The following is a 15,895-nucleotide window of genomic DNA, read 5'->3' as shown; positions in this document are numbered from 1 at the left end:
AGGCAATCATCGAATTGATGGCGATCAACCTGCGGCGTCTGACAGCCGGCTATGTTAAAACGCTGTATCCGCTCAGCCTTGTCCTACAGGATTTCGCATGCCGTTCACCAGCAAACCGCTCTCGGGTCTGAAAGTCATTGAATTGGGTACATTGATTGCCGGGCCGTTTGCCTCGCGCATCTGCGGCGAGTTCGGCGCCGAAGTGATCAAGATCGAGTCACCGGACGGCGGTGATCCGCTGCGCAAATGGCGCAAATTGTACGAAGGCACGTCCTTGTGGTGGTTCGTTCAGGCGCGCAACAAGAAGTCACTGACGCTGAACCTCAAACACCCCGACGGTTTGGCGATCCTCAAACAACTGCTCAGCGAAGCCGACATCCTCATTGAGAACTTCCGTCCCGGCGTCCTGGAAAAACTCGGCCTGAGTTGGGAAACCCTCCACGCACTGAACCCGAAACTGGTGATGGTGCGCCTGTCCGGTTTCGGTCAGACCGGGCCGATGAAAGATCAACCGGGCTTCGGCGCGGTCGGCGAGTCCATGGGCGGTCTGCGCTACATCACCGGTTTCGAAGACCGGCCGCCGGTGCGCACCGGCATTTCCATCGGCGATTCGATTGCCGCGCTGTGGGGCGTGATTGGTGCGCTGATGGCGCTGCGTCATCGCGAAGTCAACGGCGGTACAGGCCAGGTTGTCGATGTGGCGTTGTACGAAGCCATTTTCGCGATGATGGAAAGCATGGTGCCGGAATTCGATGTGTTCGGTTTTATCCGCGAGCGCACCGGCAACATCATGCCCGGCATCACGCCCTCCTCTATCCACACCAGTGCCGACGGCAAGCACGTGCAGATCGGCGCCAACGGCGATGCGATCTTCAAGCGCTTCATGCTGATCATCGGCCGCGAAGACCTGGCCAACGATCCAGTACTGGCCAGCAATGACGGGCGCGACAGTCGCCGCGACGAGTTGTATGGGGTCATCGATCGCTGGGTCAACTCGCTGCCGCTGCAAGCCGTACTCGACCTGCTCAATCAAGCCGATGTGCCAGCCAGCCGGATCTTCAGCGCCGAGGACATGTTCAACGATCCGCAGTACCTGGCCCGGGAAATGTTCCTGCAGGCCAAACTGCCCGATGGCAAAGATTTCAAGATGCCGGGCATCGTGCCGAAACTCTCTGAGACACCGGGCAGTTCAGAATGGGTCGGACCGCAACTGGGTGAACACAATGCGCAGGTACTTCACGACCTTGGCTACGACGAGCAACAGATCGCCAAGCTGCGCGAAGACGGAGCCATTTAAGCTGAAGCGCCGGCCGCCATCGCACGCCAACCGCGCCCATCATTGGTGGACGTGGCGGCTGTTCGGCCTGTTGTTCCTGCTCGCTCTGTCGACGGGAGTGCAGGCCAAACCCACGTTGATCTGGCTGCTGCGCGATTTGCCGCCACTGACCATTTTCGAAGGTCCGAAAAAGGGTCAGGGGGTGATTGACCAATTGATGCCGTTGCTGATCGCCGGGATGCCGCAATACGAACACACGCTGATGCGGGTCAATCGCGCCCGTGGTCTGCAAATGCTCCATGAAAACCCGTTTGCCTGTGACCCCGCACTGCTGTGGAACAAGGAACGCGCGCAGTGGGTCGCGTATTCGATTCCGGCGATCCGCGCCGTGAGCAACGGTCTGGTAGTGCGCCAGCAAGATCGCTCGGTCCTTGAACCTTATCTGGTGGACGGCGAAGTCGACCTGTCGGCATTGTTGACCGCCACCGACAGAAAAGTCGGCGTGGTCGCTGAGCGCAGTTATGGCGAATTTATCGACAACATTCTGCATCAGGCACCCAGCGGCGCACTGACGCCCCATTACGGTAACGATGCACTGACCAATCTGTTGTCGATGCAGCGTCTGGGCCGGCTGCAGGTGGTGCTGGGTTACTGGCCGGAAATCCGCTATCAGGCCAGGCAGGCGCAGATCGCCGAGGATGAACTGGAGTTTTATCCGATTCGCGGCACCGGAAAATATCTCTCAGGCTACGTGGCGTGTTCCGACACCACCCAGGGACGTCAGGCCATCAGCGAGATCAACCAACTGCTGCGCACCCTGCCCCACGAGCATCTCAATCAGCTCTACGCCGCATGGCTGGACCCCGAGCGACAAGCGGATTATCTGGAACAGGCCCGCACATTCTTCGAACATCAGGCCGCGCAGTAGGCAAATCGCAGACAAAAGAAACCCCGAGAAGTGGGGAGACGACTCGGGGTTAAACGTGGTCTACATAAAGACCCGTAGCAGCAAGCGACAAGCACCGGAGCACAATGCTTGATCCTGCTGTTACGGGGTCTGACTGACAGGGATGCAGGAAGGTTCCCACAAAAAATATTTCATCTTTACAGCGCCGGACGTTTGTCCAGGGCTGCATTGCGCAAAGCCGCGATCACACAGGGCTCCAGCCGTCCTTCGGCGATCAGGACATCGCGGTGCAGGCCGTCAACGACATCGGTCAACTGACGCTTGTCGGCCAATTGTGCCTGATTGAATTCGCGTTCCACGACAATGGCGCCATGGCTGTTCTTCAAGGTCACCAGGCATTCGCCATGGGAACCGCACGGAGACAACGAAACCTGATACGGGCTCAGAGCCTCACCGAGCAATAGACTGATACTTTCCATCTCGATCTCCACTCAATAGTCCGAAAACTGTGTGCCTGGGGCGTGTTCACAATAAATGACCACCGGCCCGAGAAGAAAGTTCTGCATACCGATTGCCCCCCACCCTGGAGTGTCACCGGTCTGTCAGAGCATGCACGGCGAAGATGACAGTAAAGTAACTGCCCTCGTCAAATTCCGAGCGCTGGCGATGCAGCCATCAGGTAACTGTCGAGCAAACCACGCATGAGCACCGCCGACACAGGGGTTTGCAGACGCCCCAGCAGCCGCAGGTGGTGCTCGCACAGCAAGGGTTCGAGGTCGTTAAGCAGGCTCGGCGCGACCGTCCCCAGCAGGATCAGCGCACGTGCCTCATGCTCAACCGCCAGATGATGAATCAGCGCCAGACCATCGCCGCCCTTGAGTTGGGGATCGCAAATGGCGATGTCAACCGCGCCGCGATGGCCCAGCGAAGACAGCGCAGAAGCCAGCGACGGCGCCGTCAGCACGTCATAGATGCCAATGGCATTGAGCATTTGATGCAATGCCATCAGCTGGAACGGATTGGGTTCAAGTATCAGGACTTTAAGCGAGCGCATAAGCGACCTCTGAAGCGACAATCGCGGACTCTCACCGCAGTTGTTGTCACTCTAGGGCAGCCGTCCTAAGCCTCCCATCGGAAAAGTAGCCGCGTCGTATAGGACATTTCCCATCTTCATTGCAGACATCGGCACCCGCTCTCTGTGCGACGCTGAGTGATGTCGGTCCAGCCACCCAAAAGCCCCCGCAATTTGCCGTCAGCACTGTAAAACGGCACCGTCCACTGATAGACCTCACGGGTGCCGCTCTTGAACTGCAAGCGCCGTTTGCTGAAGCGCGATTTGCGCGTGCGCAACTGCACCAGGAATTCGTCGTGCAGCATCAGCGCTGTAGCCTGCGGCAGCGCGTCAACCTCGATCAGCAACTTCCCCAGCACTTGGTCCAGTCGAATCGACAAGGCCTCCTCATAACTGCGATTGCACATGATCAGCCGTCCTTGCAGATCGCGGACAAACACCGGGTCGGGCATGGAGTCGATCAGCGCGTGCTGAAACGCCAGTTGATCACCCAGATCCTTTTCCGCCGCGCGACGCAGTTTGATCACGGCAGTCAGTCGCCGATTCCATACCAGCGACAGCAGACCGAAAACACCAAGCCCGCCCATGCCCCAGCAACCCCATTCGAGCATCTGTTGCCAGACCGACGGCACGGGCGCCGGCGCAATACCTTCCAGCCATTTCAGGCGAATCGCGCGCAATTCGGCCGCGGGAAACGCCTCCAGGGCCTTGTTGAGGATACTCAGCAGCACCGGCATGCCTTTACGCACGGCGAGGTTATCGGCCTCCCATTTGCCTTCGACCAGACCGCCCACCTTGAGCAACCCCAAGGGGTACAGCTGTGCACCGATTTCGTTTTCGATGGTGGCGTAGGCTTCACCGCTCTCGACCAGCGCCCGCGCCTCGGCATACGTCTTGACCGAGCGAATCTCGATCGAGGGAAAGTCACGCCTGATCATGTCTTCCAGCGCATGCCGGGCCGGCAGCACCAGCACCCGTTTGCTCAACTGCTCGAAAGAGTCCAGCCGGGGCGCGTCAGCACGGCCAACGAATACCCAGCCCGCACCGCCAAATGCGTGGCTGTAATCCAGAAACGCTTTGCGCTCCTCGCTCATGGCCAGGGTCGTACTGATATCCGCCGCGCCACTCTCGAGACGCTCGAGCATGTGATCGGTGGAAAACGACTCCTGATGCACGAACTGCAACCCGGTCATCGCCGTCACGCGCTTGAGTACATCGTTGTTCAGGCCACTCCATTGCCCGTGTTCGTCCTGAAACAGATACAACGGGTATTGCACCGACGTCACCGTCACCTTGGGGTTGTCGCGAATCCATTGACGCTCGTGTGCGGCCAGTTCGATGGGCTGGACTCTGGACGTCACGGCATCAGCGTGCAGCGCCAATTGCGCCGCCATGCTGCAGCGCATCAACGCCAATAATCCGAACATAAACAACACACCCAGTGCCGGTTTCAAACCTCTATAAAACAGCATTGCCACTTCCTTCGTGATCGACTCACCCGTCCTTCGTGGGTGAAAACCCGAGCAGTGTGGCAGCAGAAACAAAAAAGCCCGTCAGGAGACGGGCTTCAAAATGTGACAGCTTTTACGGGCTTATAACGGCTTGCCGCGATTGCCATGCTGGCTGACAAAGGCTTGCACGGCTTTCAACTCGTTTGGCAGAACGGTGCAACGCTCGTTTCGCTCAAACAAATCAGAAAGATGTGCAGGTAGCTCGAGCGCTTTTCCTACACCGGCTTTCTCCACTGCATCCGGGAATTTCACCGGATGTGCGGTGCCGAGAATCACCATCGGGATATCGAGGCTACGACGGCATTCGCGCGCGGCCTTGACGCCGATCGCGGTGTGCGGATCCAGCACTTCACCGGTCTGCTCGTAGACTTCGGCGATAGTTTCGCAGGTCTGCGCGTCATCCACAGCCAGCGAGTCGAACAGTTTGCGCGCTTCGGTCCAGCGCTCTTGCTCGACGCTGAAACCGCCGCCCTGCCTGAACGAATCCATCAAACCGGCAATCGCCGCGCCGTTGCGACCGTGCAGATCGAACAGCAGGCGTTCGAAGTTCGACGAGACCATGATGTCCATCGACGGCGACAGCGTGGCGTGCAGGGTGTCCTTGACGTACTGATTGCCGCTCATGAAGCGGTGCAGGATGTCGTTGCGGTTGGTGGCGACGATCAACTGGTTGATCGGCAGGCCCATGTTGCGTGCCAGGTAACCGGCGAAGATGTCGCCGAAGTTGCCGGTCGGTACCGAGAACGACACTGAACGCGCCGGGCCGCCCAACTGCAGGGCTGCGTGGAAGTAGTAGACGATCTGGGCCATGATCCGCGCCCAGTTGATCGAGTTCACCGCCACCAGTCGCGTGCCTTTGAGGAAGCTCTGGTCGGCGAAGCTCGCCTTGACCATTTCCTGGCAGTCATCGAAGTTGCCTTCGATGGCGATGTTGTGAATGTTCTCGCCGAAAATCGTGGTCATCTGGCGACGCTGCACTTCGGACACACGGTTGTGCGGGTGCAGAATGAAGATGTCGACGTTTTCGCAGTGCTTGCAGCCTTCGATGGCGGCCGAACCGGTATCACCGGAGGTGGCGCCGACGATCACTACGCGCTCGCCGCGCTTTTCCAGCACGTAGTCGAGCAGACGACCGAGCAGTTGCAGGGCGAAGTCCTTGAACGCCAGGGTCGGGCCGTGGAACAGCTCCATTACCCATTCGTTGCCGTTCAACTGACGCAGCGGTGCCACGGCGCTGTGGGCGAACACACCATAGGTTTCTTCAAGAATCTTTTTGAAATCGGCATCCGGAATGCTGCCGGTGACGAACGGACGCATCACCCGGAAGGCCAGTTCGTGATACGGCAGGCCGGCCCAGGAAGCGATTTCTTCCTGAGTGAAACGTGGCAGGTTTTCCGGGACGTACAAACCGCCGTCGGTAGCAAGACCGGCCAGCAGGACCTCTTCGAAATTCAGGGCCGGTGCCTGGCCGCGGGTACTGATATAACGCATGATTTCAAACCTTCGGTTTGAGCTTCAAGTTACGAGCTACAAGCTGCAAGTAAAAGCCAGACCGCTTTTAGCTTACCGCTTGCAGCTCGAAGCTTGCAGCTGCTTCTGTTTAGTTCAGGTGCTCGACGCGGATCCGTACAACCGGACCATTCACGCCGGCCAGCGCTTCGAGGGCGGCGATCGCATCGTTGATGCGCTGTTCCACGACCCGGTGGGTCAGCAGGATCATCGGCACCAGACCGTCGTGTTCCTCGACTTCCTTCTGCATGATCGACTCGATGTTGATGCCGCGCTCCGAGAGGATGCTCGCCACCTGAGCCAGCACGCCCGGATGATCCTTGGCCTGAATGCGCAGGTAGTACGCGCTTTCGCAGGCTTCGATCGGCAGGATCGGATGGGCCGACAGCGAGTCTGGCTGGAAGGCCAGGTGCGGTACACGGTTTTCCGGATCGGAAGTCATTGCGCGAACCACGTCGACCAGATCGGCGATCACCGACGAAGCGGTTGGCTCCATGCCGGCGCCCGCGCCGTAGAACAGCGTCGAACCGGCGGCGTCACCGTTGACCATCACCGCGTTCATCACGCCGTTGACGTTGGCGATCAGACGATCGGCCGGGATCAGCGTCGGGTGTACGCGCAACTCGATACCGGCGGCTGTGCTGCGCGCCACGCCGAGGTGCTTGATGCGGTAGCCCAGCGCTTCGGCGTAGTTGACGTCGGCGGTGGTCAGCTTGGTGATGCCTTCGGTGTAAGCCTTGTCGAATTGCAGCGGAATGCCGAACGCGATCGAGGCCAGAATCGTCAGCTTGTGCGCGGCGTCGATGCCTTCAACGTCGAAGGTCGGATCGGCTTCGGCGTAACCCAGTGCCTGCGCTTCGGCCAGCACGTCTTCGAAGGTACGGCCCTTCTCGCGCATTTCGGTGAGGATGAAGTTGCCGGTGCCGTTGATGATCCCGGCGACCCAGTTGATGCGGTTGGCGGACAGGCCTTCACGGATCGCCTTGATCACCGGAATGCCACCGGCCACGGCCGCTTCGAACGCCACGATCACGCCTTTCTCGCGAGCCTTGGCGAAAATTTCATTACCGTGAACGGCAATCAGAGCCTTGTTCGCGGTGACCACATGCTTGCCATTCTCGATGGCCTTGAGTACCAGCTCGCGGGCAACGGTGTAGCCGCCCATCAGCTCTATGACGATGTCGATCTCAGGGTTCGTGGCCACTTCGAAGACATCGTTGGTAATCGCAATACCGGTCGTCTGGAACTGAGGCTTTGGCGTGCGCATGGCAATTTGTGCCACTTCGATCCCACGCCCGGCACGACGAGCAATTTCCTCGGCGTTGCGCTGAAGTACGTTGAAGGTACCGCCACCGACGGTCCCTAACCCACAGATGCCTACTTTGACCGGATTCACTGTGAACTCCCCATAAAACGGCCGACGCGGGGTCGGCCGGAAAACAACCGCGTGCTCGCGGCTCTCTATTAATGGCTCGGCGATGTCGCTGCCGGACCATGATCGTCACGGCTGACCGTGACGATGCGAATTTACTTCGCGCCCAGCGCCAGTTTGGCGACTTGTGGCGCAGGCTGGTAGCCCGGAATCACTTGTCCGTCAGCCAAAACGATGGCCGGTGTGCCGTTCACGCCGATCGACTGACCGAGGGCAAACTGTTTGGAAACCGGGTTATCGCACTTGGCGGCCTTGATTTCCTTGCCGTCGACCATTTTGTCCATGGCCGCTTTCTTGTCTTTCGAGCACCACACGGCTTGCAGTTGCTCGTCACCCGGCGAGTTCAAACCCTGGCGCGGGAACGCGACGTAGCGCACTTCGATGCCGCGCTTGTTCAGCTCAGGCACTTCGGCGTGCAGCTTGTGGCAGTACGGGCAGGTGGTGTCGGTGAACACGGTGATGTGCGATTTGGTTTCGCCCACGGCCGGGTAAACCACGGTTTCGGCCACCGGGATGGCGTTGATCAGCTTGGAGATGCCCAGGCGCTCGGTCTTCTCGGTCAGGTTGACCGGTTTGCCGTCCTTGAGCTGGAACAGGTAGCCCTGAACGATGTACTGACCATCGGCGCTGGCGTAGAGCACGCGGCTGCCTTTGAGTTTGACTTCGTACATGCCTGGCAGGGGGCTGGCATTGATGCTTTCGACCGGAACCTCGAGTTCGAGCTTTTCCAGGCTTTGACGAATGGCTTTGTCGGCCGCGTCATCGGCGACGGCAAAGGTACTGACCAACGCAATGGCTGCGGCGGCGAAAATCTGGGTCAGACGCATGAGAACTCCTGAAGGCGGACAAATGGAACGATCAGAACGCCCGTGCCGGAACACCGGGTCATAACCGTCCATCGTGCAAACCGGCAAAGCCTAACACATAAGGCCACGGTGGCCGAATGCGCCTGTCGCCACACTTTCGGGACGACATAACCCCTGTGGGAGCGAGCTTGCTCGCGAAGAGGGCAGTGCATTCAAAATATGTGCAGCCTGACACACCGCTTTCGCGAGCAGGCTCGCTCCCACAGGAATTTTTGTTCAGCCGCGCGGGTGATGCTTGGCGTGCAGGTCCTGCAAGCGGGCGCGGGCGACATGGGTGTAGATCTGCGTGGTGGAAAGGTCGCTGTGGCCGAGCAGCATCTGCACCACGCGCAAGTCCGCGCCATGGTTGAGCAGGTGCGTGGCAAACGCGTGACGCAAAGTATGCGGCGACAGCGATTTGCCGATCCCGGCAACTTTGGCCTGATGCTTGATCCGGTGCCAAAAGGTCTGGCGAGTCATCTGTTCGCCGCGCTGGCTGGGGAACAGCACATCACTGGGCCGGCCACCAAGCAGCTCGCCGCGACCATCGCGCATGTAGCGCTCGACCCAGACGATCGCCTCCTCGCCCATCGGCACCAGCCGTTCCTTGCTGCCCTTGCCCATCACCCGCAGCACGCCTTGGCGCAAGTTGACCTGTTCCAGCGTCAGACTGACCAGTTCAGTCACGCGCAAACCGCAGGCGTACAGCACTTCAAGCATGGCGCGGTCACGCTGGCCGATGGCTTCGCTCAGATCCGGCGCTTTGAGTAGCGCCTCGACGTCGGCTTCCGACAGGGATTTGGGCAACGGCCTGCCCAGTTGCGGCATGTCGACGCGCAAGGTCGGGTCGACGCTGATCAGTTTTTCCCGCAGCAGATAGCGATAAAAACCACGCACCCCAGAGAGAAATCTCGCCGTGGAACGTGGTTTGTAGTTCTGCTCCAGTCGCCAGGACAAGTGATCGAGGATCAATTCACGACCGGCATTGATCAGCTCCAGGTTCTTCTCCTGCAACCAGCCATTGAACAACGCCAGATCACTGCGATAAGCGCCACGGGTGTTGTCGGACAGGCCTTTCTCCAGCCATAACGCGTCGAGGAATTGGTCAATGAGGGGATGATCGATGGCAGGCATGGGCGCTCAAGTCACACAGCCTCAAGGACTGTGCGCAAATGTAGAGTGAACTGTAGGAATGGGCGCTAGTCTTTCATAGCCCGCAATTTCAAGGAACAGGGAGTATCAATGAACGAGCAGCAAATTCTCTTGGCATTTGGCGGGATTGGCGCTGCGGCGCTGGGTTGCCAATGGCTGGCCTGGCGCCTGAAGTTGCCGGCCATTCTGTTTCTGTTACTGACGGGGATTCTGGTGGGCCCGGTATTGGGCTGGCTTGATCCGCAGGAAATGTTTGGCCCATTGCTGATGCCGCTGGTGTCGCTTGCTGTAGCGCTGATTCTGTTCGAGGGCAGCCTGACTCTGCACCTGTCGGAGTGGAAGGAGATCGGCAGCGTCGTCCATCGTTTGGTGACCATCGGAGCGATTTCGACTTGGGTTGTGATCGCGGTGGCGACTCACTTTCTACTGGGTTTCGACTGGATGCTGGCGATCCTGTTCGGCAGCCTGACGCTGGTCACCGGTCCGACCGTGATCGTGCCGATGCTGAGAGTCGTGCGGCCGAAAGCTTCGATCGCCAATATTCTGCGTTGGGAAGGCATCGTTATCGACCCGATCGGCGCCCTCCTCGCCGTTGTGGTTTACAGCTTTATCATTGCCAGCGCTGAAGGTCATGGCCTCAAGCAGAGCCTGTTCACCTTTGGTGGCGTGATCCTGTGCGGCGCGGTGTTCGGCATTGTCGGTGGCTGGCTGCTCGGCACAGTGATACGCCGACAATGGCTGCCGGAGTATCTGCATAACCTCGCCTCGCTGGCGGCGGTGTTGGGAATTTTCATTGCTTCCAACGAAGTGATGCACGAGTCCGGCCTGCTGGCGGTAACGCTGATGGGCATGTGGCTGGCGAACATGAAGGGTGTGGATGTGCGGCACATCCTGCACTTCAAGGAAAACCTCAGCGTGCTGCTGATTTCCGGCCTGTTCATCTTGCTGGCGGCGCGACTGGACTTGTATGCCTTGATCGGTCTGGGGCCGTTGGTGCTGATTCTGCTGCTGGTGATTCAGTTGATCGCCCGACCATTGAACGTGCTACTCAGCACTGCCGGTTCCAGCCTGAGCTGGCGTGAGCGTGCGTTGCTGTGCTGGATCGCGCCACGCGGGATCGTCGCGGCGGCGGTGTCGGCGATTTTCGCGATTCGTCTGCATGAAGCGGGACACGAGGGCGCATTGCTGCTGGTGCCGCTGACGTTTGCGGTGATCATCGGCACTGTGGTGCTGCAAAGTGCGACTGCGCGGCCACTGGCACGACTGCTCAAAGTTGCGGAGCCAGCGCCGAGTGGCTTCCTGATCGTCGGTGCCAACGGCCCGGCGCGGGAGCTGGGCAAGTCGCTGCAGCAGCTGGGTAGTCGCGTGCTGCTGACCGATTCGAGCTGGGAAAACATTCGTGCGGCACGCATGGAGGGTTTGCCGACCTACTTCGGCAACCCGGCTTCGCAACATGCCGATGCGCATCTGGATCTGGTCGGGCTCGGTCATTTGCTCGCACTGTCGCCGTCGGGTGAGCTGAATACCTTGGCCGCGATGCGCTTTCGTCATGATTTTGGTCATCAGCGCTTGTTTGGTCTGGCCAGTGGTCATGAGAGCCGGCGCAGCGACAAACACCGTGCCAGCCTTGAGCATCGCGGCAATCAGTTGGGCAGCGAGGCGTATACCTACGCGAAACTGGCCAGCCAGATGGGTCAGGGTGCCGAACTGTACAGCACAACATTGACGGATGGCTTTGGCTGGGAGGATTACCGGGCGCTGCATGGTAATCGCGCCACACTGCTGTTCATGCGTGATGACAGCGGTTGGGTGCATGTGGTGACGCCGGAGACGGCGGTGAAGCCTGGGGCGGGATGGACGCTTCTGGCATTGATTCAGCCGGAGACTTCCAGCGCCTGAGCTGACGCCTTCGCGAGCAGGCTCGCACCCACAGGTTCTGTGTCGGACACAAATTTTGTGTTCACCCGTTCACTTTGGGAGCGAGCCTGCTCGCGAAGGACGCGACGTGGTATCAGATCAAGCCGCAAAACCCGGCAGCACCGGCACCGGCCGCTTGTCATCATCAATGGCGACAAAGCTGAACTGCCCATGAATCGCCTTCTCGCGACCATCACAGCTCATGCTTTCGACAAACACCTCCACCTCGACCTTGAGGCTGGTGTTGCCGACTTTGATCACCTTCCCCACCAACTCGACGATGGAACCGGCCGGGATCGCGTGGTTGAAGTCGATGCGATCGGTGGACACAGTTACCAGCGGCAGGCGGCAGAAACGCGTGGCGGTGATGAACGACACTTCGTCCATCCACGCCAGCGCGGTGCCGCCGAACAGGGTGTTGTGGTGATTGGTGGTCGGCGGGAAGACGGCTTTGGTTACGCGGGTCACCGAGAGTTCGGTGCGGCGTTCGATTTCCTGGTCGCGGGGGGTCATGGTTCTGGCCTGAAACGAAGGTACGGTGAATAAATTGCAGGCAACAAAAAAGCAGCCCGTAGGCTGCTTTTTTCTGCATCGGAAGCTGGACTTAAGCCAGTTTTTCCTTGATGCGAGCTGCTTTACCCGACAGGTCGCGCAGGTAGTACAGCTTGGCTTTACGTACGTCACCGCGACGTTTAACAGCCATGCTGTCGATCTGCGGGGAGTAGGTCTGGAAAGTACGTTCTACGCCAACACCGTTGGAGATTTTACGAACGGTGAACGCACTGTTCACGCCGCGGTTACGCTTGGCGATTACAACGCCTTCGAACGCTTGCAGACGGGAACGATCGCCTTCCTTCACTTTCACCTGAACGACAATAGTGTCGCCTGGGGCGAAGGTAGGGATTTCTTTGGTCATCTGCTCTGCTTCGAGTGCAAGGATGATTTTGTTGGTCATGCTGTGCTCCTAAGGTAAATCGTTCGATCTACCATCGATACGTTGTTAACTATCGTCCCGCTCGCGGATGTATTCCTCGAGCAGCTTCTTCTCTTCTCCAGAAAGCGAGCGGCTTTCCAGAAGATCGGCGCGTCGTTCAAAGGTCCTACCAAGGGACTGCTGTAAACGCCAACGCCGGATATGCGCGTGGTTGCCACTCAGCAACACGTCGGGTACACGCTGATCCGCATACACCTCAGGTCGGGTGTAGTGCGGGCAATCCAGCAGACCATCCGTAAAGGAATCTTCCTCGGCGGAGTCTGCATGCCCTAAAGCTCCAGGCAGCAGTCGTGTAACCGCATCGATCAGGACCATGGCCGGCAGCTCGCCGCCAGACAGTACATAGTCGCCAATCGACCACTCTTCATCGACATGAGCTTCAATAAAACGCTCGTCAATGCCTTCATAGCGGCCGGCAATCAGGATCAATGCATCCGATTGTGCCAACTCGCGTACCGCCGACTGAGTCAGTTGACGGCCTTGGGGGGACAGGTAAATCACCTTCGCCGCCTCCCCGGCTGCTGCCTTGGCCTGAACCAGAGCATCTTCCAGGGGTTTGATCTTCATCACCATGCCCGGACCACCGCCAAACGGGCGATCGTCCACAGTGTGATGCCGATCCGTCGTGTAATCTCGCGGATTCCAACAGGTCAGCTGCAAGAGCCCCTGTTTGACCGCACGACTGGTGATGCCGTAGTCGCCGATGGCGGAAAACATCTCGGGAAACAAACTGATCACTTCTACGCGCAAGTTAGCCACGCTTAGAAGTCCGCGTCCCAATCCACCTTCATCTCGCCCGCCGCCAGGTCGATGGCCAACACGCATTGCTCCGTATAGGGCAACAGGCGTTCGCGATCATCCAGGCTGCCAGCGCAAGGCTTGACGACCATTACATCATTGGCGCCGGTTTCCAGAAGATGATCGATTTTCCCGAGCAATTGCCCAAGGGTGTCGATGACCTTCAGACCTTCCAGCTGGTACCAGTAGTACTCACCGTCGGTCAATTCAGCGAACAGATTGCGCGGCACGCAGATCTCATAACCGGCCAGAAGACGAGCTTCTTCACGATCATCAAGACCCTTGAGCTTCGCGACCAGGAACTTGTCGCTCCCGCGTCCACTGACCAGCTCGACCTGTTTCACATTACCTTCGCGCTTGAGCGTCCAGGTTTTGTACTGCAACAGGTTTTCAGTCGGATCAGTAAAGGAATAAACCTTCACTTCGCCGCGAACGCCATGAACAGAATAAATTTTGCCAATAACGATCAAATCATCGGCAACAGCAGGCGTCGCGTTCATATTGCTCAGGCCGCAGCCTTTGCAGATTCCTTCAGCAACTGAGCAACACGCTCAGAAGGCTGTGCACCAACGCTCAGCCAGTAGGCTACGCGCTCTTGGTTCACGGACAGACGGATTTCCTGACCACGGGCAACAGGGTTGAAGAAACCAACCTGTTCTTTGTGGGAGCCGTCACGCGGGTTACGCGAGTCGGTTACGGTCAGGTGGTAAAACGGGCGCTTTTTGGAGCCGCCAAGGGCAAGACGGATTGTTAGCATGTGAACATCGTTCCTGTAGTCGGTGCTGCAAATCTAAATGCACAGCGGGCATGGGTGCCCGAAAGGCCGCATATTCTAAGGAATATCCGGACTTTTGCAAATGACTTTTTCCGGCGCCCATGGGATGCCGTGCAGATTTGCATAGAGAGCCGTCGATGAAAACGGCCGGTCAGCTCCCGCCGAGTGCGGGTTTGCTGTTGATCCTGCGTCCTTGCAGGGTCTGCGCCGGTACGACGACCGGCGCGGATTCTTTACATCTTTGGCATGCCGCCGGGCAACATTCCGCCCATGCCGCGCATCATTTTCGCCATTCCGCCCTTGGCGGTGAATTTCTTCATCATCTTCTGCATCTGCTTGTGCTGCTTGATCAAGCGGCCGATGTCCTGCACCTGAGTGCCGGAACCCATGGCGATACGACGTTTGCGCGAACCGCTGATCAGCTCAGGGTCGCGGCGCTCGGCCGGGGTCATGGAATTGATGATGGCTTCCATCTGCTTGAATTGCTTTTCTGCGGCGTTCTGGGCATTGCCCATTTGCGACAGATTGACGCCGCCAATGCTCGGCAACTTGTCCATGAGGCCGCCGAGGCCGCCCATGTTCTTCATCTGTTGCAGCTGATCGCGGAAGTCTTCGAGGTCGAAGCCCTTGCCCTTCTTCAGCTTCTTGGCCAGTTTGTCGGCCTTGTCCTTGTCGAGGGTCGCTTCAGCCTGTTCGATCAGGCTGAGCACGTCGCCCATGCCGAGAATGCGCGAGGCGATACGCTCAGGGTGGAACGGATCGAGCGCTTCGCTCTTCTCGCCCATACCGATGAACTTGATCGGCTTGCCGGTGATGGCGCGCACCGACAGCGCGGCACCGCCACGGGCATCGCCGTCGACCTTGGTCAGGATCACACCGGTCAGCGGCAGCGCATCACCGAAGGCCTTGGCCGTGTTGGCGGCGTCCTGGCCGGTCATGGCGTCAACCACGAACAGGGTTTCGACCGGGTTGATCGCGGCGTGCAGCGCCTTGATCTCGCCCATCATCTCTTCGTCGATGTGCAGACGACCGGCGGTGTCGACGATGACCACGTCGATGAATTTCAGCTTTGCTTCTTTAATAGCCGCGGTGGCAATGTCCACCGGCTTCTGGCTCAGGTCGGACGGGAAGAACGTCACGCCGATGTCGTTGGCCAGGGTTTCCAGCTGTTTAATAGCAGCAGGACGGTAAACGTCCGCCGACACGACCATGACCGACTTCTTCTTGCGCTCTTTAAGGAAGCGCGCGAGTTTGCCGGCGGTGGTGGTTTTACCGGCGCCCTGCAGACCGGCCATCAAAATGACAGCTGGCGGTACGGCGCTCAGGTTCAAATCTTCGTTGGCCGCGCCCATCAGGCTTTCGAGTTCAGCCTGGACGATCTTCACGAATGCCTGGCCCGGCGTCAGGCTGCGCGACACCTCGGTGCCGACAGCGCGTTCCTTGACCGAATTGACGAAGTCCTTGACCACCGGCAGGGCGACGTCGGCTTCGAGCAACGCCATGCGCACTTCACGCAGGGTGTCTTTGATGTTGTCCTCGGTCAGCTTCGCCTTGCCGGTGACATGGCGCAGCGTCTGCGAGAGACGGTCGGTTAGGTTTTCAAACATTGCGCGATCCTTTCAGGCCCTGTGTAGACCGGGATAATGGCGGCCCAGACCGGAATCAACATGTGCTCGGCGAGCCTGCGGCGTGGGCAGGTCGCGGATT

The 15,895-nt window shown here is 58.9% G+C and carries 16 protein-coding genes; 3 read left to right on the top strand and 13 right to left on the bottom strand.

Features of this window, described 5'->3' with window-relative positions; all coding sequences use genetic code 11:
* Nucleotides 1-97 precede the first annotated feature (97 nt).
* Nucleotides 98-1,297: a CaiB/BaiF CoA-transferase family protein gene (locus tag U6037_RS05180; RefSeq protein ID WP_322846025.1), complete on the top strand. Its 1,200-nt coding sequence runs from the start codon at nt 98-100 to the stop codon at nt 1,295-1,297.
* On the top strand, nt 1,224-2,204 hold the full coding sequence (locus U6037_RS05175) for a TIGR02285 family protein (protein WP_322846024.1): 981 nt from the start codon (nt 1,224-1,226) through the stop codon (nt 2,202-2,204). Before U6037_RS05180 ends, U6037_RS05175 begins: the two co-directional genes overlap by 74 nt.
* Nucleotides 2,205-2,380: 176 nt before the next feature.
* Here U6037_RS05175 and U6037_RS05170 read toward each other — a convergent pair whose 3' ends face one another.
* From U6037_RS05170 to xerD, 7 genes are all read right to left on the bottom strand, one after another.
* The gene (locus U6037_RS05170; protein ID WP_322846023.1) at nt 2,381-2,662 is read right to left on the bottom strand and encodes a DUF3509 domain-containing protein; all 282 of its coding nucleotides are present in this window, start codon (nt 2,660-2,662) and stop codon (nt 2,381-2,383) included.
* Between the two features lie 167 nt (nt 2,663-2,829).
* Nucleotides 2,830-3,237: a response regulator gene (locus U6037_RS05165; RefSeq protein WP_322846022.1), complete on the bottom strand. Its 408-nt coding sequence runs from the start codon at nt 3,235-3,237 to the stop codon at nt 2,830-2,832.
* 116 nt (nt 3,238-3,353) lie between these two features.
* Entirely contained in the window at nt 3,354-4,727 is a 1,374-nt protein-coding gene (locus tag U6037_RS05160; protein WP_322846021.1) for a transporter substrate-binding domain-containing protein, read from the bottom strand.
* A gap of 120 nt (nt 4,728-4,847) precedes the next feature.
* Entirely contained in the window at nt 4,848-6,257 is a 1,410-nt protein-coding gene (gene thrC, locus U6037_RS05155; protein ID WP_322846020.1) for a threonine synthase, read from the bottom strand.
* Nucleotides 6,258-6,366: 109 nt separating this feature from the next.
* On the bottom strand, nt 6,367-7,671 hold the full coding sequence (locus tag U6037_RS05150; protein WP_007908972.1) for a homoserine dehydrogenase: 1,305 nt from the start codon (nt 7,669-7,671) through the stop codon (nt 6,367-6,369).
* A gap of 131 nt (nt 7,672-7,802) precedes the next feature.
* Nucleotides 7,803-8,534 (bottom strand): bifunctional protein-disulfide isomerase/oxidoreductase DsbC, encoded by a 732-nt coding sequence (gene dsbC / locus U6037_RS05145; RefSeq protein WP_122609598.1) that lies wholly within the window; start codon nt 8,532-8,534, stop codon nt 7,803-7,805.
* Between the two features lie 255 nt (nt 8,535-8,789).
* Nucleotides 8,790-9,686 (bottom strand): site-specific tyrosine recombinase XerD, encoded by an 897-nt coding sequence (gene xerD / locus U6037_RS05140; RefSeq protein WP_102900589.1) that lies wholly within the window; start codon nt 9,684-9,686, stop codon nt 8,790-8,792.
* A 108-nt stretch (nt 9,687-9,794) separates the two neighbouring features.
* Between xerD and U6037_RS05135 the strand changes: the two genes are divergently transcribed.
* On the top strand, nt 9,795-11,603 hold the full coding sequence (locus U6037_RS05135) for a cation:proton antiporter (protein WP_242205030.1): 1,809 nt from the start codon (nt 9,795-9,797) through the stop codon (nt 11,601-11,603).
* Between the two features lie 117 nt (nt 11,604-11,720).
* On the opposite strand, the gene U6037_RS05130 is transcribed toward U6037_RS05135, so the two are convergent.
* From U6037_RS05130 to ffh, 6 genes are all read right to left on the bottom strand, one after another.
* Nucleotides 11,721-12,134 carry an acyl-CoA thioesterase gene (locus U6037_RS05130; RefSeq protein WP_042557826.1) on the bottom strand — a complete coding sequence of 138 codons (414 nt, stop codon included), beginning with the start codon at nt 12,132-12,134 and terminating at the stop codon, nt 11,721-11,723.
* A gap of 91 nt (nt 12,135-12,225) precedes the next feature.
* Nucleotides 12,226-12,576, bottom strand: coding sequence for a 50S ribosomal protein L19 (gene rplS / locus U6037_RS05125; RefSeq protein ID WP_003175895.1), 351 nt, complete (start codon nt 12,574-12,576; stop codon nt 12,226-12,228).
* A gap of 45 nt (nt 12,577-12,621) precedes the next feature.
* A complete protein-coding gene (trmD, locus tag U6037_RS05120) occupies nt 12,622-13,332 on the bottom strand; it encodes a tRNA (guanosine(37)-N1)-methyltransferase TrmD (RefSeq protein WP_230669539.1) in 711 nt (236 codons plus the stop codon).
* A 44-nt stretch (nt 13,333-13,376) separates the two neighbouring features.
* Nucleotides 13,377-13,913 carry a ribosome maturation factor RimM gene (gene rimM, locus U6037_RS05115; RefSeq protein WP_064393256.1) on the bottom strand — a complete coding sequence of 179 codons (537 nt, stop codon included), beginning with the start codon at nt 13,911-13,913 and terminating at the stop codon, nt 13,377-13,379.
* 5 nt (nt 13,914-13,918) lie between these two features.
* Complete coding sequence (gene rpsP, locus U6037_RS05110) at nt 13,919-14,170, bottom strand: 30S ribosomal protein S16 (RefSeq protein WP_003185073.1); 252 nt, start codon at nt 14,168-14,170, stop codon at nt 13,919-13,921.
* 251 nt (nt 14,171-14,421) lie between these two features.
* Nucleotides 14,422-15,795: a signal recognition particle protein gene (gene ffh, locus U6037_RS05105; RefSeq protein ID WP_322846019.1), complete on the bottom strand. Its 1,374-nt coding sequence runs from the start codon at nt 15,793-15,795 to the stop codon at nt 14,422-14,424.
* Nucleotides 15,796-15,895 lie beyond the last annotated feature (100 nt).

The organism is Pseudomonas sp. B33.4 (assembly GCF_034555375.1).
Taxonomy (GTDB): Bacteria; Pseudomonadota; Gammaproteobacteria; order Pseudomonadales; family Pseudomonadaceae; genus Aquipseudomonas.
The sequence above is the reverse complement of the archived record's forward strand: the minus strand, read 5'-3'. Positions and strand labels throughout refer to the sequence as shown.